Genomic DNA, 18485 nt, shown 5'->3' with positions numbered 1-18485 from the left:
AGACACAGCCGAAACACAGCTACCAGATCGCCAGGATGGCCGCCCGCAACTCAGCGATGTCCACGGCAGAGATGACCGTGACTCCATCCGCGATAGTGGGGTTCGTGTAGGTCGGCGCCGTCCGCACGGCCGCCGTGTACACCGCAGCGAGCGCCGTCCGCAACTCCGTCAGATGGACCGCCTTGACCGGCGTCACGCCCGAGACGATGGTCGCGTCCGTCCAAGGGAATGCACCCAACGACGGGTACCGCGCCCGCAGGGTGGAAATGGCCTGGCGCAGTTCCGTAAAGTGAACGGCCCTCACGCGCGTCGCTCCGATCGCCAACGGGTCGTCCGTGAACGCCGGAGCGGGGCCCGTGACGATCAACGACTGGCTGTTGGATAATCCGCCCCCTGGTGGCGGATTGACCACCGTGATCGCACAGGGACCCGGCGGGCACAGCACCGCCTGCGACACGGTCGCACGTAGTTGCCCGTCGTTCACAAACGTCGTCGGTACGACCTGGCCGGCTACGTGCACACCCGACACGCCCGTGAAGAACCCCGCGCCGTCGACCGTGAGGGTCAGGCCCTGCCCCGCAACGGTGGCCGCAGGTGAGAGGGCTGTGACCTCCGGTGTGGGGCCGGTGGTGACATCGACGCGCTGGGGGTCCGACCCAACGCGATACTCGTCTCCATCGGACAGCCCGTCCCCGTCGGTGTCCGGACTGGTTGGGTTCGTGCCGATCTGCACCTCCGACCAGTCGCTCAATCCGTCGCCATCGGTATCGACGAGCGTCGGGTTCGTGCCCAACGCGGCCTCTTCGACATCCGACAATCCGTCGCCGTCCCGGTCTGTGTTCGAGACGAGAACCGAGAACGCACTCTCCTCCGCGCCCAGAAGCGTGCTCACAGCGAACTGCGTCGGCGGCACCACCGATGTGCCGCTCCACGGGTCGTCGACGGCCAGCCAGCTCAGGGCATCCGCGGCGACCGTGGCCACCAGGTCGAAGCTCGGGAATGCGTCGCGTCGCCGGAAGACGCGGTAACCAGTCGCTCCTGGGACCGCTGGCCAACTCACCCGCGTGGCGTTGCCAAACGGCGCAGTTGTCACGAGCGTCGGTGGAGTGGCGCCGACGTCGACACCAAAGGACTGCGTGGCCTGATTCCAGGTCAACATCAGTGCCCGATCGGGATGGCTTGTGTGGAACCGGTAGTCCTGCGTCTTCACTTCGTCTGCAGCGAACAGCGCGATCGACACGGCGTAGTCGCCACTCCCCGTCGCCCTCAACCGCACGCGCAGCGAGTCGCCACTGCCATCGGCCAGATACGGATGTCCGACCGAGACGTGCGTCTCCCCGCCTGCTACACCTAAGTCAGATTCGGGCAGATCGATGATCGGCAGCAGGCCCGATGTGACACCGGTCGCCAAGCCCGGCGCATTCACCTGCTCGACCAGCGCGACCGCCGGGCCTTCAACCGAGAGGCGGAGCATCGTGGGACCAAGGCTGCTGGCAGCCGCCGCCGGCTGAATGCCTTCTCTGATGGCGGCCGCTCTCGGCGCAACGGCAGCGGCCCCGGTGATGAACTCCACCAGCCCATTCAGATGGGCGCGGATCAGACGTCCATGGCTGGACGCTTTCTGCGTGACGGGAAGCCAGGCAACCAGCGGAAGCGTGGAGATCCCCAGGCTAGTCTTGAGGACTGTCCCGTCACCGTCGCCTCCTGGCAGGCTGTTGTTGACCTTCGACGGCGCCCCATCGTCGTACGGACTCTCTTTCTTCCATACGAACGACGCGTCCGTCGGCTCTCCGGTACCGCCGAAACCTCTGACCACCGTGCTTCGGAGATAGGTTTCGCCGCCCAATACGTTCCACAGAGTCTTGTTGAGGTCTTCAAGCCATTGGTTCTTCCTGTCGGTATGAGTCAATCCTTCCTTGGCGCCTGTTCTGGGGTCCTCACGAAAGTCGAACGTCGGCAGCAGTTGCCGGCCCGACTTGACCTCACTTTGGACGAACTTCCGGACTTCACTTCGATCGACAAACAACTCCTTCGTGAGTTCAATTGGTCCGATGGAGAAGCGGTAGATCGAGCCGAATGGGTGAAGGCCTTCATACAGAGAGCTGATCGTGTTCTCATAGACGCCCAGCTTGTTCCCGACCACCGCACCTAGGCCGTCGGCCCGCCTGACATCTCCGCCTTGCCACAGGTAGTAGGCCTTCACCGCCCCAAGATTGGGCGTGCCCACTAACGCTAGCCTCCGGACATCGACGTCTTCGTCCGTGGCGAATCGCAGACCTCCCTTGTCCTGAATGTACGCCCGGGCCACCAGCCCGCCCATGCTGTGGGCGATGATGTCGACTCTGTGCATACCGGACACTTTCTTCGCATCCTCAATCACGGGCGCCAAATACTCGTTGACAATCTCGTCGATCCCGAGCCTCCAGTCGTACGGAGCGGGGAACCACGTGCATCCAATTTCGTCGTTTCCTCCAAGCTCCTCGGCGAGAAGATCCCAACCAAGTTCCCAAGGGGTTAGACCGAGTGGGTCGAACAGCCCGTGGAATGAGCCCACGTTTATTAGGCCGGCGTCCCAGTCCGACCAGTGATGGCCAGGTGCTGTTCCGTTCGGAAGGGTCGGATGAAATAGGGCCCCCCCGGTGGTCGAACCCAACATGCCTGGCAGCAGAATGACAGGGATCTTCCCGGTTGGATTGCACGTCGAGCCAGATAGCGAGAGGGAAACTGCCACTGGTCGTCCAACAACGCAAACCACCGGCACGGTCTTCTGGGCCGTGCGTGCCCCAGACGCTGCTTCAACGAGAGCGTCATGACCGCACTCGACCGTGCCCGTCGCGATTCCAAGAGCGTTGGTCGGCGTTGACAGGGATACACCGCCGACCCGCACTGTCGCGCCGACGACTGGGACGGCACCCGACCAGTCGAACACTCGGACGTTTACTGTTACGGGGTACGTGGCGCCGGTGACTGTGAAGGGTAGACTCTGAGCGGAGACGCCGGCCCTCCACGCCATCAGCGCCACCTGCGACGCCGGCTGGCCGATGGTCACATTGGCCGTCGCTTGACCCGAGGCAAACGTCACCTTGGTTGGGGTGACGGCACCGATCGTGCTCGACAACTGCACATCACCCACAAACGACGTCACCACCGCGCCATACGCATCAACGGCCCTGAGCGTAATCGGGAACGGCACTCCCACCGCCGGTGGAGAGGCAATAGACCCGAACGTGAGCAGCGCGCCGCTCGCGACCTTGATCTGGGCCCAGATCGTCGGCGAACTCCCCACGTTGATCGTCCAGCCGACGGGCTCCACCAGCCGCCAGTCCTCGCGATACGTCGCGGTCGGCGCCGGAGCCGTGCAGTTCGTAGCAAACGAGTGGGTCGCATTCGGCGCGACCGTTCCGCTCACCGCAACGAGCGTGTGGCTGCACCCCGCGTTGCCGGACACATATTGCAGGCTATAGCCTGACGTCCACGTCGTCGTCCCTGTGTTACGGAGCGTCCACGTCTTCGTGAAGCTCTGGCCCGGCAACATTGTCGTGTTGTCGGGAATCGTTTCGTTGACGAAGGCCGCGCCCGTGGAAGAGGCAGAATCGCCAGGCCAGACCCAGGTGTCGTTGCGGATGGTGTAGTCAGCACCTCCGAACAGGACCACTTGCCCCTTGACTGCGTCGTAGGCCATCGCGTGCTCAGCGCGCCGTGTCGGGCTGTTCGCTGGGCTCTTCTCCATCCAGTTCGTCCCATCCCAAATCCACGTGTCGTTGCCGTAGGTAGTGCCATCGCCTCCGAACAGAATCACCTGCCCACGCGCGATGTCGTAGGCCATCGCGTGCTTATAGTGTACTGGCGGGCTGTTCGCTGGGCTCTTCTGCGTCCAGTTCGTCCCGTCCCAGACCCACGTATCGTTACGGGCGTTGCCGCCGTCGGAGCCACCGAACAGGACCACTTGCCCGCGTGCCGCATCGTAGGCCATTGAGACGTAGGCGCGCGAGCCAGGGCTGTCGGCTGGAGTCCTCTGCGTCCAGTTCGTCCCGTCCCACACCCACGTGTCGCTGCGAAAGCCAAGGTCAAATCCTCCGAATAAGACGACCTGCCCGCGCGCGGCATCGTAGGCCATCGCGTGCAGACAACGCGATGGCGGGCTGTTCGCTGGACTCTTCTGCGTCCAGTTCGTCCCGTCCCAGACCCACGTGTCGTTGAGGGAGGTGCTGTCGCTGTCCATGCCTCCGAACAGGACCACCTGTCCGCGCGCCGCATCGTAGGCCATCGTGGAGGCGTATCGCGGCGGCGGGCTGTCCGCTGGCGTCTTCTGCATCCAGTTCGTCCCGTCCCAGACCCACGTACCGTTGCTATAGCTGTAGTTCATACCTCCGAACAAGACCACCTGCCCCCGCGCCGCATCGTAGGCCATCGCGTGTCCAGCGCGCGCCGTTGGGCTGTTCGTCGGCGACTTCAGCACCCAGTTAGATTCCTGGGAAGATGCGGTGAAGACCCACGCGGCACCAACAAAACCGTTGTCGCCGTACCCTCCGACGAGGGCCGTGTTGCCGTCGGCGGCGAGGGACACGGAAACGCCTTGGTAAGCGGTCCCCACGGCGCCTGATCCGACCAGTTTGGTTCCCTGCTGGGTCCAGACTCCTCCGCTCCTCGTCCAGACCCACACGGCCCCAGCGTTACTGTTGTCGGTGTACCCTCCGACGATAGCCGTGTTGCCGTCGCCGGAGAGCGATACGGAAATGCCTTGGCTTGCGAATCCCACGGCGCCAGCGCCGACCAGCTTGGCGCCCTGCTGGGTCCAAACCTCTCCGCTCCTCGTCCACACCCACGCGGCCCCAGAGCCAGCGCCGTAGCCTCCGACGATGGCCGTGTTGCCGTCGCTGGAGAGCGATACGGAATAGCCTTGATAGGCGTTCCCTGTCGATCCCGAGCCGACCAGCTTGGTACCCTGCTGGGTCCAGACTCCTCCGCTCCGCGTCCAGACCCACGCGGCCCCAGCAGGGCCATCGGTGTGGCCTCCGACGATGGCCGTGTTGCCGTCGCCGGAGAGCGACACGGAATAGCCTTGAGATGCTGCTCCCACGACGCCAGCGCCGACCAGCTTGGGTCCCTGCTGGGTCCAGACTCCTCCGCTCCGCGTCCACACCCACGCGGCCCCTGCTTGACTGTCGTCGACCCACCCTCCAACGATGGCCGTGTTGCCGTCGGCGGAGAGGGACACGCAATAGCCTTGTTTTGCGGCTCCCATGGCGCCCGCGCCGACCAGCTTGGGTCCTTGTTGGGTCCAGACTCCCCCGCTCCTCGTCCACACCCACGCGGCCCCAACGCTACTGTTATGGTCGATGGGCCCTCCGACGATGGCCGTGTCGCCATCGGCGGAGAGAGACACAGACCAGCCTTGGTTAGCGTTCCCCACGGCGCCTGAGCCGACGAGCTTCGTTCCCTGCTGGGACCAGACCCCTGAGCTCCTCGTCCAGACCCACGCGGCCCCAGCTCCACCGTTGTCGTCGTACCCTCCGACGATAGCCGTGTTGCCGTCGGCGGAGATGGACACGGATTGGCCTTGGGCAACGCCCAACCCGACGGCGTCCGCCGCAACCAACTTCTGCCCCTGCTGCGAGAACTGCGCGAGGGCTGGATGGGGAGACAGCAGCGTGGCGCAGAGGAGGACGATAAGCGCAACGAGATGGCGCATTTTCAGTCTCATCGAAACTCGACGGAGGGACGAAAGGCCGGATTACCAGAGTCTTCACCGTTCGCGAGATTAGCAGAAGGCCGTTCTCTGGCACGGTCCGCCGGCGCCAGCCTTGGAACCGCGCCCCGGGCTGATTATGTTGGCCGTGGCCGATATGTCAACAGCAGAGATCCTTGTTGGAGAACGCATCGTCGGAGAACTCCATGCTGGAGAACTCGTTGCTTGCAGATAACGGGGCTCGACCTGTGATCGCCTGGACGAGGAACAGGCGGACCTCCCACGAAATTGGCACCGAGTGGGCCGGTCACGTGGACGCGTCGAAGGCGGCGACGCCCGCGTGCTCATCGAAGGCCGGGGCCTCGAAGAGCGGCGGCGGCGGGTCTGTAGGCGGCGCGGTGACTCCGTTGGGCAGGCCCGGCAGCGCCAGCCGCGAGCCTCACGCTTCTATCGCCGCCGCTGCGTCGTCGCTGTCATTTGCTTTCGCGGCGCGGCTTCTCGGCGCGCATCGGGCCGCGAGTGCTTTCCGCCAGACCGGCGTTGCCGCAGCCGGCCCCGCTGAACTCCTCGCCGACTCGCACGTTGGGTCGCGCGTTTCCGCGTTGAGTACCACTGTCTCGCCAATCAACTGATTCCTGAGACGGGTCATCGGTGCGCGCCAGAAGGACGCGAAACAGGCTCATCGGGCGGACAGGTTTTGTGAGACGGATCCCCACCACCGCGTCGCTGTCCAGACGGTAGATGATGCGCCTCGTCAGATCGCCGTCCGGGATGTGCGCTTCGTGACAAAGCACACCGACGACCGGCATCGGTCGAGACTGCGGCATTCCCGGCCGTTCTTCGCGCTGGAGCGTCCGCAAAAGCAGCCCGGCCTCGATCCTGGCCTCACTCGACAGCGGAGGAGTCTTGATCTCCCCGTGCAGCCGTGCGAGCAGCCGTGCGAGCGGCTTGTCGGCGTGAGGCAACGAGGCCATGCTATGTCAAATATGACATGGCGTCAGGACGGCCAGTCCCCATGCAGGGCCACGGTACTCGTCCAGACGGGGCCCGTGGCGGCAACCGTGGCGCGAGGTTGACGGAGTTTTCCGTGGAAGTCGGGAGGACGGTACACGAAGGCCGCGCCGCTGAGCGACTGCCGCGCCGCTGCATCACCGGCCATGGACCACAGCCGACCACCGCGGAGTTCGTGAGACGAGGTCCGTCCTGCGGCCGCCGCCCTGTGGAGCGACTCCTCGATGTTCGAGCCCTGGCCGGTGATCTCGCCGATCTCGCGTGTGGTCAGCGGTCCGTGTTCGGCGAGGAGCTCGCCGACTGATCGCGGTTCGTGCCGCACCAGTCGTAGCGCCACCTGAGCGAGGATTTGCTCGTACGTGGCCAGCGAGCGGTGACCGCCGACGAGGATGCCCGGCTCGGCGTCCGCCTGGCCCGCTTGCGCCGCGGATCGAAACAGCATCGTCGGGAAGCCGGTCACTCCGTGGGCGGCGCAGAGTTCGAGGTCCTCATGGAACGCGGCGCGGGGGCGCTCGCTCCCGAGCTCGCGCCGGAATGCTTCGACGTCGAGGCCAGGCACTTGGTGAGCGAGATCCACCTGGACCCCCAGGTCCTGCACCTGCGCACGCTCGGTCAGTGCCGCTCGGCGAAGCCGCCGTAAGTACCGCTCTCCGACGGTCGTTCCCTGCGCCGTCGCGGCCTTCACCGCGATGCACGCAGGCCACGTGGACCAGTGCGGGTCCGTGATGTCGAGCATGAGGCGCTCGTCAATCGGCTGGCCGGAACGCTCCGACACCATCCGCCAGTGAGGAGCGACCTCGGCGGTGCCCCGGATCGCGTTCGCCGCATCGAAGAAGTGGCTCATGTCCTTGACGAGCCGGCCCATGATGTACCTAACCACGAGTTGATCGCGGTACCGTTCCCGCAAGGTGAGCAGCGCGGGCTCACTCGCCCAGCACCACGAGCAGAACGGATCCGTAAAGGCCAGCAACTCCGCACTACCCTGCATCGTCGTCCTCCAGTGTTGACCCGCGCAGCGGGCCGCAGTGGCCCGTCTTCAGGTCACAAAGCTCGGCCGGTTCTTCGCCGATGTCGTCCCAGACCCGCACGAGCGGACTCGTGACGTGTGTCTGGGCGTTCGCCGCCGCGGGTCCTGTTGCCGTGCCGAAGCCAGACTGCTCGAGCCACCGGCAAGCCAGGTCCGCCTCTCGACGGCCGGGCGTCGTCACCATGATCTGCCCGGCGGCTCCGAGCGACTGGCGAACTGATAGGAATACCCTCTGCCATCTGTCCGGTTGTGCCGCGAGATCCGGGCGACGCAGCAGCACGACGTCGAACTCCTCACCGCGACGCGCCGCCGACGCGTCCTCGCAAGCAAAGGTGGCGTTCGCAACCCTGGCTTGTGCCGAATCCACGGCGGCCTCGTCGATATCGAGGCCGGTCACGTCGACCCCGGCAGCCAGCAGCGCCTCTGCTTCCAGGCACTCGCCGCATCCGAGGTCGAGAAGGCGGAGCGGTCGCTCACCTGGGAGCCGCTCCACGAGCCACCTGTACGTCTCGTGTTGGTTCGTCATCAGCAGGGCCGCCCACACCCTACAACCGGTTTCAAAACCCCATCTTCCGCCGTTCGGGTCCTGCCGGCGAGCAGCCCCACCCGTCCTCGGCGCCAAAACCGCTTGTTACATGGGTGGCGCCTGCGCGGCGGGCGGGGCGGCCCCGCTCGCCATCACCCGCCCGAGGGTTCTGAAACCAACTCTAGGAGCGACCTGACGCCGGCAACAGATCCCAAGTCCCCGCGCCCGACTCCGCGCGTGCCGCCCGGGGGACGGGACGCCAGAGCGCTCGAGACGTGGCCACGAGGCCGAGCGCCACGAGCGGCATTGCCATGCGTCCGAGTGGGTCACCACTGGCCGCATGCGACATGAATGCCGAGACCATCGTGATGACAAAGCCCGCGTAGGCCCATTCACGAAGCAGCCGGGGCACTTGCGGGATGACGAGCGCGAGGACGCCAGCGATCTTCGCCATCCCGAGCATCAGCCTGAAGTAGTCAGGGTAGCCGAGATGGCGGAACGCCTGGACCATCTGCTCGGAGCCTGTGAGATAGGCGAGCGCGGAGGCCAGCATCATCACCGAGAACAGCGCGGTCGAAACGAGATAGCCGAGTCGAGTCTTCATGGTCTTCCTCCATCGTTGGAATTCATTCAACACTTCCATGGTTACAAATGAAATCAAAAAAAAGGGAAGCGGCCCAACTAGTCCACCTTCGTGCGCCGCCTGCTCCTGTGCACTCGGACGAGCAGGTCCTGGAACATATCGGCGACCGTCGCTTCGTCCAGGCTTCGCTCCAACGCGGTTTGTGCCCTGCCGAACACTCCCTCGAGGTATGCCGCGACGTGCGGGCCGATCGGGCACTCGCGGTTGGGGCCCGAAGGATGCCGCCCGAACAGGACGAGCTTCTCCTCGACGGCCGCGTACACGTCCCGCAAGGTAATCTGCTCGGGACGCTTCGCCAAGGTCACGCCGCCGCTCGTGCCGCGTTTTGACGTCACCAGGCCGGCGCGGGCCAACTCCGAGACCAGCCGCCGGACGACGACCGGATTGGTCTGGATGCTTGTCGCCATCGTCTCGGACGTCACGGCCCCCCGGCCCTCCTGGTCGGCGTGAGTCAGCATCGCGAGCACGTGAGCGGCCATGGTGAAACGGCTATTCACAACAGTCGTTATTTGTAACCGTCACTGATACTAACACCGTGCGCGCTTCCACGCAAGGGCCCCCGCGACTGCCGCGCCGGTGTAGGCCCGATGTCGGCTGCGGTGAGGGCCACGAGACGGAGGCACTTGTCGGCGAAGAGGTGATTGGCGCGGGCGACATCCAGAGAGCGGGCCGGAACGCCGGAGCAGGGCCTGGCGGGCGTCGAGGGCTTTGTGAGGTTTGAGGTCCACCTTCGCGGTGCTGCGGGTGGACGGGATGGTCCTCGGGCCGCTTCGGCGAGACTGCATTCCATCAGGGAGCCATCTCGCCGGGTGGGTCCTTCGACTCCCCTTCGAATCGGTGCCTCCGGCACCTCGCGTCGTTCCCTCGCTCAGAGTATTCTCCGTCGGATGGCCTGCCATGAGCCCCTCGACCACGCTCGGGGCTCCCTGAGCAAAGTCGAAGGGAGCGAGCCTGGCGCGGCGCGGAGCGCAAGCCGGGCGAGTCGAATGGAGACATCATTTTGGCAACGGGGGTTGACGGGGAGGGAAGCGACGGATAGTCCGCCTTCGCCACGCGCTCGCTTCGCTCGCGGCTACGGCGGACAACCTTCGCAGTGTCAATGGCTTGCCAACCGTAGCTCGCGGAGGAAAGTGGCAAGCCGGACGTGAGCGAAAGTTGGCGGTGAGGCAGGGATTCGAACCCTGGGTACAGGTTTTAGCCCGTACAACGGTTTAGCAAACCGCCGCCTTCAGCCTCTCGGCCACCTCACCGCATTGGCAGCGGCCCGCGGCGGCCGCTGGGCGGCCGAACCACGGACGAAAGACAAGGATAGCACGAAATCCTGGCCTACCCGGGCTTGGCGCGGAGGTACTGTCTCGGCCAGTCCACGGCGGCTCCGAGGCGGCGCGCCGCGACGAGCGGCCAGTACGGATTGCGCAGGAGTTCGCGCGCCAGTAGCACGGCATCGGCCTGGCCGGTGGCCACGATCTGCTCGGCCTGCTCGGCGCTCGTCACCATCCCGACAGCGCCCGTGGCAATCCCCGCCTCGCGCCTGATGGCCGCGGCAAGCGGCGTCTGGTAGCCGGGGCCGGCGGGGATCTTCGCGTCCGCCACCAGGCCGCCGCTCGAGCAATCGACCAGGTCCACGCCGATCGCCTTCAGCCTCCGCGAGAACTCCACCGAGTCGGGCAGCGACCAGCCACCATCCACCCAGTCGGTCGCCGAGATACGGACGAACATCGGCAACGGCGCGGGCCACGCGGCCCGCACCTGCTCGATCACCGCCAGCGGGAACCGGACCCGGCCGTCGAACGACCCGCCGAAGTCGTCGTGCCGCAGATTGGTGAGCGGCGACAGGAACTCGTGCAGCAGGTAGCCATGGGCCGCGTGAACCTCGACGACCTCGAAGCCGGCCGCGTGCGCCCGGCGCGCCGCATCGACGAAGCGCCGAACCAGGTCCTGCAGATCCCCGGCCGCCAGCTCGCGAGGCGTTGCGAAGTGCGACGTAAAGGGCAGAGGGCTTGGCGCGACGGGAATCCAGCCGCCATCGCGCTCCGCCACCTCTCCACCGCCATCCCACGGCGGTGCCGTTGACGCCTTCCTTCCGGCGTGCGCCAACTGAATGGCCGGCACCGCACCCTGCGCCTTGATGAACGCGGCGATGCGCGCCAGCGCGAGTGCGTGCTCGTCCGACCAGATGCCCATATCCGCCGGCGAGATGCGGCCCTCTGGCACCACGGCTGTCGCTTCCACCATGACCAGCCCCGCGCCGCCGACGGCCCGACTCCCGAGATGAACCATGTGCCAGTCGCTCGCAAACCCATCCGTGCTCGAGTACTGGCACATGGGCGAGACGAACACGCGGTTGCGAAACGTCACCTCACGGAGCGTGAGCGGAGTGAAGAGGCGCGGCTGATGAGGCATGGCGGACTCCTCCGGTGATCCTAGCAGGGATCGGGGGAGGCAGGGATCGGCGAGCAGGGGTCAGGATTCTCCGACCCCGATTCCCCGGGATGTGCTACAACTCGCGGCCAAGGAGTCGCCTCATGAGAAGTCTCGTCGCGATCCTGGTTTGCCTGCTCGCCCCGCTTGGCGCCGCGCCGCCGGCCGCCCCTCCCGCCGCGCCGCCGGCTCCGCCGCCTGCCGGGTTGCTCGACATCCTCCAGACCGAGCTGAAGCGAAACGTGGACGTGCTCCAGAAGGAGCCGGTCCCGCCCTACTTCGTCGCCTACACGGTCAACGAGACGCGGTCGATCAACATGTCCGCCTCGTTCGGGGCGCTGCAGGCGAGCATGGACACGCACGCCCGCTCGCTGAGCGTCGAGGTCCGGACGGGCGACTACGCGCTCGACAGCACGCACGAGATTCGCGGCGAGATGTCCGGCGCACCCCCCCCGATGGGTCGGGCAAGCATCCCGCTGACCGATGCCGGTGCCCCCGTCGCGCTGACGGCGTGGCGCGCCACCGACCGCGCGTACAGACAGGCGGTCGAGCGATTGGCGCGGGTGAAGACGAACCTCGCGGCGAAGGTCAAAGAGGAGAGCCCCGCGCCCGACTTCTCGCGCGAGGATCCGCAGCGCTTCACCCTCGATCCGCCGGTGCTGTCGCTCGACAGAGCCGCGTGGGAGACGCGCCTGCGCCGCTTCTCCGCGCCGTTTGCCGCCGACCCGCTGATCCTGGGCAACAACTTCGGCCTCACGGCGCAGATAAAGACCCGGTACCTCGTCAACACCGAAGGCACGCGGCTGCTCACGGCCGAGTCCTCGTATCGCCTCATGGTCAGCGCGATGACAAAGGCCGAAGACGGCATGGAGTTGCCGATCTACGCCAGCTACTACTCGGCCAGCGCAGAAGGACTCCCGACCGAGGAGCGGCTTCAGAAAGACGTGCGCGAGATGGTCGCCACGCTGGCGAAGCTGAGGGCGGCGCCCGTCGTCGAGCCCTTCTCGGGCCCCGCCATCCTGTCGGGACGCGCGGCGGGCGTGTTCTTCCACGAGATCTTCGGCCACCGCATCGAGGCCCATCGTCAGAAGAACACCGACGATGCGCAGACGTTCGGGAAGAAGGTGGGACAAATGGTGCTGCCGACGTTCATCAGCGTCACCGCCGATCCGACGATCTCGAAGCTCGGATCGACTGAGCTGATGGGCCACTACGACTACGACGACGAGGGCGTGAAGGCCAGGCGCGTGATGGTGGTGAAGGCGGGCGTGCTCGAGGAGTTCCTCCTCAGCCGTGCGCCGCTCGCGAACTTCCCGACGTCGAACGGCCATGGCCGCGCCGCCGACGGTCAGCGCCCGGTCTCTCGACAGTCCAACCTCGTCATCGAGTCATCGTCGGGCGTCTCGCCCGACCAGCTCGTCGAGCGGCTTCGCGACGAGTGCCGCAAGCGCGGGCAGCCGTTCGGCCTGCTGTTCGACCACGTCGAGGGCGGGTTCACGATGACCGGCCGGTACATCCCGAACGCGTTCAACGTGACGCCGGTACTCGTCTATCGCGTGTACGCCGATGGTCGGCCGACCGAACTCGTGCGCGGCGTGGATCTCATCGGAACGCCGCTGGCCGCATTCGGCAAGATCGTCGCGACCGACAATCGGATGGACACGTTCAACGGGATGTGCGGCGCGGAGAGCGGGCCGGTACCGATCTCCGCCTCGTCGCCGGCGCTGCTCGTGTCCGAGGTCGAAGTGCAGAAGAAGCCGAAGTCGCAGGACACGCTGCCGATTCTCGCGGCGCCGATCAGGAAGTGAGGAGGCGGGCCCGCCGCCACTCTCGGGTGAGTGGCATGGGCGTCTCGCCCTTGCTGGACGGGAACGGAGGAACGACGATGCGAACGCGACTTGCCATGCTGCTGTTGGTCGCCGCGGCGGTTCCGCTGCTCTCCGAGCCCCGCGCGGATCCGCCGGTCCTCCGCGCGATGCAGGAGGAGCTGGCGCGGTCGATGTCCGGGCTGACGATCAAAGACCAGCCGGCGCCGTACTACATCGCCTACAACGTGCTCGATGCCACCGAGAGCCGCCTCGTGGCGACGCTCGGCGCGCCCGTCAACGACCTCGTGGCGCGCATGCGGCTGCTGCGCGTCGACGTCCGCGTCGGCGACTACGGGTTCGACAGTTCGCGCTTACTGAGCTTCGATCGCGACGCGGGGCTGCTCGGCATGCTGGGCCTGTCGGTCTCGCCGCTGCCGGTGGACGATGACGAGACGGTGATGCGGAGGCAGATCTGGCTCGCGACCGACGCCGCGTACAAACGAAGCGTCCAGATCCTGGCGAAGAAGAAGGCGGCCGCGCAGAACCGCACGGACAGCGATCCGATTCCCGATTTCTCCAGGGAGAAGCCGCTCGAACGCGTCGAGCCCGTGGCCATCGCGCAGCCCGTGGACCAGGGCTGGGCAGACACCGTGCGCCGGGCCTCGGCGATCTTCCAGGGTGCGGCCGACGTCGTCAGCTCGGACGCGCAGTTGAGCGTTTCCGAAGGCACGCGGTACTTCGTCAGCTCCGAAGGGTTCCGCACGGTGCTCCCGGCGAGGTCGGCGTCGTTCCGGGTGAACGCGGAAGTGCTGGCGGACGACGGGATGGCGCTGCATGATTCGGTGCAGGTGATCGCGCAATCGCCGAGAGACCTGCCGCCGGCCGCGGATCTGCTGGCGCGGACGCGGCGCATGCTGGAAGACCTGCGTGCGACACGCGCCGGCCGCGTGGGAGACGACTACAGCGGCCCGGTGCTGGTGGAGAACGAAGCGGCCGCATCCCTGGTCGCACAGTCGCTGGTCCCGCTGTTTCTATCGCAGCGCGCGCCCGAATCCGACGATGCCCGCATGGGCTCGCTGTCGCAGCTCTTCTCCACGCCGTTCCTGACGCGCATCGGCACCCGCGTGATGCCCGAGTCGTTCACCGTGAGGGACGCGCCTTCGGTCCAACGCTTCGGCGCCGAACCGGTCGCCGGTGCGTACGCCGTTGATGACGAAGGGCTGGCGGCCGAGGACGTGACGCTCGTTCGGGACGGCCGGTTGCTGACGATGCTGACGTCGCGGACGCCGCAGAAGAACCTGCTGCAGTCCAATGGCCACGGGAGGAAGGGCGGCGCGCAGGCGGGCGTGCTCCTCGTGGAGAGCGCCACGGCGATTCCGGCCGCGGGCCTGAAGGCGAAGTACCTCGATCTCCTGAAGACGCAGGGACGCACCCACGGGTACATCCTGCGGCGGCTGGAAACGTCAACGGCACGTCCTGGCGATCGGCAGGGCCCGGCGATCGTCCGCGCGGTGAAGGTCACGCCCGACGGCAAGGAGGAGGCGGTGCGCGGCCTGGCGCTCGGCAACATCCCGCACACGGCGTTCCGCGACATCCTCGGCGCGTCGCAGGAGCGGGTGCTGTTCAACTACCAGGGCCAGTCGCCGGCGTCGATGCTCGGCGGGGCGATGGTGATGCCGGGGGCAACCACGCTGGTCTCGGTCATCGCGCCAAGCCTGATCTTCGAGGAACTCGACCTGCAGAAGAACAAGCAGCCGTTGCCGAAGAAGCCGATCGTCAACTCGCCAATCAAGTGACACGGCAGCCGGGACCGGCGCTTGCGGGGCGGGGATCAAGGGTTGGGGTTGGGGTTGGGGCCAGGCTCAGGGGTCAGAATGTCGCCGCGGCCGGGATCGTCCAGTCGGTCTCCGCGGTAGTGACGCGGTTGCGGCCGTTCTTCTTGCTCGTGTAGAGCGCCTGGTCGGCCCGATGTACCAGCCAGGCGCCGGTCACGTCCGGCGTCACGATCGCGCTCGCCACGCCGACGCTCAGCGTCACCCACGATGACACCTCGGACGCGCGGTGCGGCAGTTGCCGCGACTCGACCGCCGCGCGGATGCGGTCGCCCAGTTGCCACGCCTCCCGAGGCGTGACGCCGGGCAGGATGACCGCGAACTCCTCGCCGCCGTAGCGCGCCGGGAGTTCCCCCGCGCGCTTGAACGTCTCCCGGAACACCGCCGCGACGTCCTGCAGACAGCGGTCGCCTGCCACGTGGCCGTAGTGGTCGTTGTAGGGCTTGAACGAATCGAGGTCGCACATCAGGAGCGCGAGGCGTTCGGCGACGCGCTGCGCGCGGCGAATCTCGGTCTCGAGCGCCGCGTCGAACTGCCGCCGATTCGCCAATCCCGTCAGCGGGTCGGTAATCGACAGGCTTTCCAGGAGGTCGCGGGCACGCTTGAGCTCGAGGTGATTCCTCACGCGGGCCCGCACGATGCACGCGCGGATTGGCTTGGTCAGGTAGTCGATCGCGCCGACGTTCAGTCCCCGCTCTTCATCCTGTTCGTGATCCATCGCGGTGACGAAGATCACCGGGATCCGTTCGGTGCGAGCCTCCCGTTTCAGCTGGCGGCAGGCCTCGTACCCGTCCATCCCCGGCATCATCACGTCCAGCAGGATGAGGTCCGGCACCTGTTCGCGCGCCAACTCGAGCGCCTCCTGGCCGCTGGTGGCAAACAGCAACTCGTAGTCCGGGCCGAGCACCTCGTGCAGCGCTTCGAGGTTGGCCGGCGAGTCGTCGACGATGAGAATCGATTGGCGTGAGGCTTCCATACCTCCCTCGTTCCCCGTCACGACAGCTCCACGCCCAGCGTGCGGGCGATTGCGGGCAGCATCTCCCGTGCGTGCTGAAAGTCGAGCCGATCCAGGCAGAGTTGCACGGCCTCGAGGCTCTCGCGCAGATCCGCCTGCGGCACGTGCTGCCTCAGTTCCTCGAATTGTCTCCGCGCCGAGAACCGTCTCGTCCTGAGCAACGCGTCGAACTCGACCAGGAGCGCCGCCACGCGCGTCGTGTCGGCCGGCATCGGTTCCGGCGTCGGTGTGACCGTGCGACGAACCCCGACATCGAGGGCGCCAACCGCCCGGCCCACCACGTCGAGAGCCGCAGCCAGACGCGAGAGGTGATCGTCGATCGCCTGGCGATCGCCCTGACGGATGCCGGCTTCGAGCGCACGCGCGGCACCCAGCACCTCGAACGCGGACAGCGTGCCGGCGACACCCTTCAGCGCGTGCGTCAGCTTCGACGCGGTCTCGAGGTCGCCGCGACTGACGGCCTCCGCAATCTCTGCCGCGCTTCGGCCGTGGTCGCTGACGAATCCGCGCAGGAGTCGGACGAGCAGATCCTGCTTGCCGTTGAGCCGGCCAAGCGCCGACGGAGCGTTCACGCCTGCAATCTCGAGCGTGGGCACATCGGCGGACACGCCGGCGACCTCGGTGGCTGCCGGCCGCGCCGGGACGTGGGGCGTCACCCACCGCTTCAGCATCGCCTCGAGACGCCCGGGATCGACCGGCTTGGCGAGGTAGTCGTTCATGCCCGCGTCGATGCAAGCGGCTCGTTCCGACTCGATGGAGTTCGCGGTGACGGCGATGATCGGCAGCAACAGGTCGGGACGCTTCTGCCGTATCACTCTGGTGGCCTCGTCGCCATCCATCTCCGGCATCTGCAGATCCATGAGGACGGCGTCGAATCGCTCACCGACGCGCATCACGACGTCCACGGCCTCCCGCCCGTCGGTGGCAATCTGCACCGACGCGCCCAACCCCTCGAGCATCTCGCGCTCGACCCGCTGGTTGATCTGGTTGTCCTCGACGAGCAACACTCGCACGCCCGACACCTGCGAGGTCCGACCGCGCCCGGCACCGGCTTGCGCCGGCCGGTCGGAACGCGCGGCGGCCCGATCTGCGTCGGACCGGGCCGCGTCGATGAGCGCATCGGACAGATCCCGCTCCACCACCGGCGAGGTGAGGTCCGCTTCGCTCCGGACGCTCTCCGGAACGCCCATCGGCGCCGTGAACCAGAACGTGCTGCCCGCCCCGACGAAGCTCTCCACGCACAGGTTGCCGCCCATCAGGGCAACGAGCTGTCGGCAGATGGCCAGGCCGAGGCCTGTGCCCCCGTGCTTACGGCCGACCGAGCTGTCACCCTGGGTGAACGGCTCGAACATGCTCTCCTGTTGCTCCGGGGCGATGCCGACGCCGGTGTCCCGGACGGCGAATCGCAGGCGTACGCCGTCGGTTTCGCGACTCACCAGATCGGCGAACACGATGATGCGGCCGTGCTCGGTGAACTTCACCGCGTTGCCGAGCAGGTGGGCGAGCACCTGGCCCAGCCTGGCCGGGTCACCGATGAGCGCGCGTGGCACGTTCGACGCTGTCCGGGCGACGATCTGCAGACCCTTCGCTTCGGCATTCGGCGCCGCTTGCAGCACGATCCCGCCAATCACCTCGTCCAGCGCGAACGTCGTCCGCTCCAGCGCCAGCGTGCCGGCCTCGATCTTCGAGAAGTCCAGGATGCTGTTCACCAGCTCGGTCAAGGCCTGAGCGGAGGACTGAATCTTCGCCAGGTAGTCGCGCTGCATGGTGGTGAGCGGCGTCCGCAGCACCAGGTGGCCGAGACCGACGATTGCGTTGAGCGGAGTGCGGATCTCGTGGCTCACGCGAGCCAGGAACTCGTGCTTCGCGTTGGCGGCCAGCTCGGCCGTCGCCTTTGCCAGGCGAAGTGCCTCCTCGTCCGCCATCCGGTCGGTGATGTCATGGGCGGCCACGTAGTTGAGGTCGCCCGCCGGAATTGCCCGCCACTCCAGCCAGCGGAAGCTGCCGTCCTTTCGCTCGAGGCGGCTCAGGAAGTTGAAGACCGGGCGTTGGGAGGCCAGTTCATGGAACGCGGCTACCGTCCGCTGGCGGTCGTCCGGGTGGACCAGGCCGAACAGTGGCCGCGCCTTCAGTTCGTCGCAGCTGTAGCCGAGCGCCGTCTGCCACGCCCGGTTCACCCGGAGGAGCCGGCCCTCCGCGTCCGTGATGCAGAGCATCTCGAGCGTGACCTCGAAGAACTGGTCGAGCTCACTGACGAGTGGCAGAGGAACCCTCTCGTTCGAATCGTTGAACATTGTGGATCTTGCCCAGCCAACCACAACCGGTTGGGGTTCAGCGGCCGTGTCCGGCGCGCTCACTGGCGCACACGGGTCGTCACACCGCTACACAGGAAGAATCGGCTGGAAGTGGAAAGAGAAAAGTGCAGAGTGCTGGGTGCGCGGGAAAGTGCTCGGTGCAACGTGCCACGTGCCGGGGAGGGTGCCGGCGAACCATCCCGCCGTCGCTCGCGCCGC

The 18485-nt window shown here is 66.8% G+C and carries 11 protein-coding genes and 1 tRNA gene; 2 read left to right on the top strand and 10 right to left on the bottom strand.

Annotated elements, in window-relative coordinates; translation table 11 throughout:
- Positions 1 to 19 precede the first annotated feature (19 nt).
- From VGK32_17175 to VGK32_17140, 8 genes are all read right to left on the bottom strand, one after another.
- Complete coding sequence (locus VGK32_17175) at positions 20 to 5218, bottom strand: NBR1-Ig-like domain-containing protein (GenBank protein ID HEY3383501.1); 5199 nt, start codon at positions 5216 to 5218, stop codon at positions 20 to 22.
- Positions 5219 to 6162: 944 nt separating this feature from the next.
- Positions 6163 to 6654, bottom strand: a complete 492-nt coding sequence (locus VGK32_17170) for a hypothetical protein (GenBank protein ID HEY3383500.1) — start codon at positions 6652 to 6654, stop codon at positions 6163 to 6165.
- Between the two features lie 32 nt (positions 6655 to 6686).
- Positions 6687 to 7688, bottom strand: coding sequence for a DsbA family protein (locus tag VGK32_17165; GenBank protein HEY3383499.1), 1002 nt, complete (start codon positions 7686 to 7688; stop codon positions 6687 to 6689).
- Positions 7678 to 8253 carry a methyltransferase domain-containing protein gene (locus VGK32_17160; protein ID HEY3383498.1) on the bottom strand — a complete coding sequence of 192 codons (576 nt, stop codon included), beginning with the start codon at positions 8251 to 8253 and terminating at the stop codon, positions 7678 to 7680. Before VGK32_17160 ends, VGK32_17165 begins: the two co-directional genes overlap by 11 nt.
- Before the next feature lie 181 nt (positions 8254 to 8434).
- The gene (locus VGK32_17155; GenBank protein HEY3383497.1) at positions 8435 to 8857 is read right to left on the bottom strand and encodes a DoxX family protein; all 423 of its coding nucleotides are present in this window, start codon (positions 8855 to 8857) and stop codon (positions 8435 to 8437) included.
- A gap of 77 nt (positions 8858 to 8934) precedes the next feature.
- Entirely contained in the window at positions 8935 to 9393 is a 459-nt protein-coding gene (locus tag VGK32_17150; protein ID HEY3383496.1) for an Rrf2 family transcriptional regulator, read from the bottom strand.
- Positions 9394 to 10052: 659 nt separating this feature from the next.
- A tRNA-Ser gene (locus VGK32_17145) sits at positions 10053 to 10146 on the bottom strand.
- Between the two features lie 76 nt (positions 10147 to 10222).
- Positions 10223 to 11299, bottom strand: a complete 1077-nt coding sequence (locus VGK32_17140; GenBank protein HEY3383495.1) for an NADH:flavin oxidoreductase/NADH oxidase — start codon at positions 11297 to 11299, stop codon at positions 10223 to 10225.
- Between the two features lie 122 nt (positions 11300 to 11421).
- On the opposite strand from VGK32_17140, the gene VGK32_17135 reads away from it, so the two are divergent.
- Both VGK32_17135 and VGK32_17130 read left to right on the top strand, forming a co-directional pair.
- Positions 11422 to 13125, top strand: a complete 1704-nt coding sequence (locus tag VGK32_17135; GenBank protein HEY3383494.1) for a TldD/PmbA family protein — start codon at positions 11422 to 11424, stop codon at positions 13123 to 13125.
- A 77-nt stretch (positions 13126 to 13202) separates the two neighbouring features.
- Complete coding sequence (locus VGK32_17130; GenBank protein ID HEY3383493.1) at positions 13203 to 14921, top strand: metallopeptidase TldD-related protein; 1719 nt, start codon at positions 13203 to 13205, stop codon at positions 14919 to 14921.
- A gap of 73 nt (positions 14922 to 14994) precedes the next feature.
- Here the strand turns inward: VGK32_17130 and VGK32_17125 are convergent, their stop codons facing one another.
- A complete protein-coding gene (locus tag VGK32_17125) occupies positions 14995 to 15933 on the bottom strand; it encodes a diguanylate cyclase (GenBank protein HEY3383492.1) in 939 nt (312 codons plus the stop codon).
- Between the two features lie 17 nt (positions 15934 to 15950).
- Positions 15951 to 18266 carry an ATP-binding protein gene (locus VGK32_17120; protein ID HEY3383491.1) on the bottom strand — a complete coding sequence of 772 codons (2316 nt, stop codon included), beginning with the start codon at positions 18264 to 18266 and terminating at the stop codon, positions 15951 to 15953.
- Positions 18267 to 18485: the final 219 nt, after the last annotated feature.

The organism is Vicinamibacterales bacterium (assembly GCA_036504215.1).
Taxonomy (GTDB): domain Bacteria; phylum Acidobacteriota; class Vicinamibacteria; order Vicinamibacterales; family Fen-181; genus FEN-299.
The sequence above is the reverse complement of the archived record's forward strand: the minus strand, read 5'-3'. Positions and strand labels throughout refer to the sequence as shown.